Below are 2,331 nucleotides of genomic sequence, written 5' to 3' on the forward strand. Positions count from 1 at the left end.
TCGATCGAGAAGAGCGGTTACAAGGGCCCGGAAACCTGCGAGGAATGCCATCCCGGGACCGGGGCCAAGTTCACCGACACGGTCCACTGGAAGCATGCTTCCAAGGTCACCAACGTCGACAACGTGGAGCCGGGTAAGGAATACGGGATGAAGAACCGTAACTACACCTTCTGCAACGGCAACGACATTGTCAACAACCTCAAGGAGACGCCCCCCAACGCGGCGGGCAAGACCAAGATGACCGGGTGCAACACCTGCCACCCTGGCGACCCCGGTGACGCGCTGCACGGCGTCGGCAGCACCGGTCCCGAAGCCGAAGCATCCATCGACTGCCTTGTCTGCCACTCCTCCCAGTACGACTTCAGACTCCGCAAGCCGATCAAGAACAAGGATGGCAAGGTCGTCATGGGGCAGGACAGAACCGTGAAGGCGGCCCTTGCCGTCGGCAAGCCGGGGGTGAAAAACTGCATGGTCTGCCACGAGGCTGCGGGTGGCGGGGTCTACGTCAAGCGGGGCTTTGCCTTCAACAAGGAAAACGACGCGCATGCCGCCAAGGGGATGGTTTGCGTGGACTGCCACAAGGCGAAGGACCACAAGATCCCGACCGGCAACGACCCCAACAACTGGGCCAGCGACGGCGTCAGTGTCGCCTGCGCAGATTGCCATGGCGCCACTCCGCACAAGGACCCCTCTCTGGACAAGCACATCGCCCGCGTTGCCTGCCAGACCTGCCATATCCCGCGAACCGGCGGGGCCTTCTCGAAGGATTTCACCTCCTGGACGAAACTGCCGGACGGCTTCTACGAGCCGACGACGCTGAACAAGGAGCCGAACCAGACCGCTCCGGTCTATGCCTGGTACAACGGGACGGTAACAAACACCCCGCACCTGATCGGCCCCAAAGGTGACCGTAAGGATCCTAAGAGCAAGATCTTCCCCTTCAAGATCTACCAGGCGAAGGCCTTCTACAACAAGCTGGACGGTACCCTGCTCTCGATGGATTTCGCCCCGCCGATAGCAACGGGAGACACCCTGGCCGGCGTCGCTTCAGCCGCCAAGACGGTCGGTATCAAGAAGTACGAGGCCGTCCCGGGGTGGCAGACCATCTATTTCGCCAGCAGCCACCTGGTGACCAGGACCGGCGCCCTCACCTGCGAGAAGTGCCATGCCCCCAACGGAGTGATCAATTTCAAGGCGCTCGGTTATGGGGATAGCGAGGCAGTCAAGCTGACGAGCCCGGAGGTCTACTTCGATTACGTAATGAAGAAGCAGAAGGAGAAGGAAGCCTGGTAATATAAACGGGCGTAACTCAAGAGGGCCGTGCCGGCAGGTGCGGCCCTTTTTTTATGCCTCGCATCTGTGAGCCTCAGGTGCCGCAGACGAGGAGCGCTGCGAGGGCAGGGGAAGGTGCAGGGGAAGGTGCAAGGGGAAGCTGCAAGGGGAAGCTGCAAGGGAAGCTGCAAGGGAAGCTGCAAGGGAAGCTGCAAGGGAAGCTGCAGAAGGGGCGAGGAAGGGGCAGGGAAGGGGCGAGGGAAGGGGCGAGGGAAGGGGCGAGGGAAGGGGCGAGGGAAGGGGCGAGGGAAGGGGCGAACTGCGTGAGGAGCAGAGAGAGCCGGGTCGGCATCCCTTTCAGTTCCCTGATGTCGGCCTGCGATTACATCCCCGCCGCCATCGGCTCATCCTGATCCTCCGGATCTGCCGCGCCGGTCGCGGCTTCGCTGAGGCCGAACTTCTTCATGCGGTAACGAAGCCTGTCCCTCGTGGTCCTCAGGAACCTGGCGGCCTTGCTCTGATTTCCATGCGATTTCTTCAGGGCCAGAATGATGAGGAGCTTTTCCAGCTCCTCGAGCGAGATGCCGGAGGGGGGGAGGAGGATGTGCTCGCTGGAAAAGTCGGTCAAGCATTCGCTTCCTTCCTCCTGCCAAGCGCTGCAGCAGTTTCTGATCTCCGGGGTGAGGTGCCTGGGGGAAAGGATCTTCTCCGGCTCCAGCATCATCATGCGCTCGATGCAGTTGCGCAGCTCCCGGACGTTGCCGGGCCAGTGGTATGAGGTGAGTTGGGTGAGGGTGTCGGCCGCTGCGCACTCGACGCTTCTGCCATACTCCTCGTTGAGTGTCTGTATGAAGTACTGCACCAGCGCCGCGATATCCTCGCTCCGTTCCCGAAGCGGCGGGAGCGTTATGTTCATCACGTTCAGCCGGAAGAAGAGATCGCCCCTGAACTTCCCGTTTCTCACCATTTCAGGGAGGTTCTGGTGGGTGGCCGATATGATGCGGACATCGGCGTCCACATCCTCGACCCCGCCCAGCCGCCGGAAGCGTTTGGCCTCGA

At 61.6% G+C, this 2,331-nt stretch carries 3 protein-coding genes; 2 read left to right on the forward strand and 1 reads right to left on the reverse strand.

What is annotated here, in order from left to right:
• Positions 1-1,293, forward strand: a 1,293-nt coding sequence (locus tag AC11W3_RS07390) for a cytochrome C (RefSeq protein ID WP_484092740.1), incomplete at its 5' end; no start/stop codon positions are given.
• A gap of 77 nt (positions 1,294-1,370) precedes the next feature.
• Positions 1,371-1,685, forward strand: coding sequence for a hypothetical protein (locus tag AC11W3_RS07395; protein ID WP_484092741.1), 315 nt, complete (start codon positions 1,371-1,373; stop codon positions 1,683-1,685).
• On the opposite strand, the gene AC11W3_RS07400 is transcribed toward AC11W3_RS07395, so the two are convergent.
• A partial coding sequence (locus tag AC11W3_RS07400; RefSeq protein ID WP_484092742.1) for an AAA-type ATPase lid domain-containing protein occupies positions 1,655-2,331 on the reverse strand: 677 nt, incomplete at its 5' end. The genes AC11W3_RS07395 and AC11W3_RS07400 overlap by 31 nt on opposite strands.

Source organism: Geomonas sp. (genome assembly GCF_056994735.1).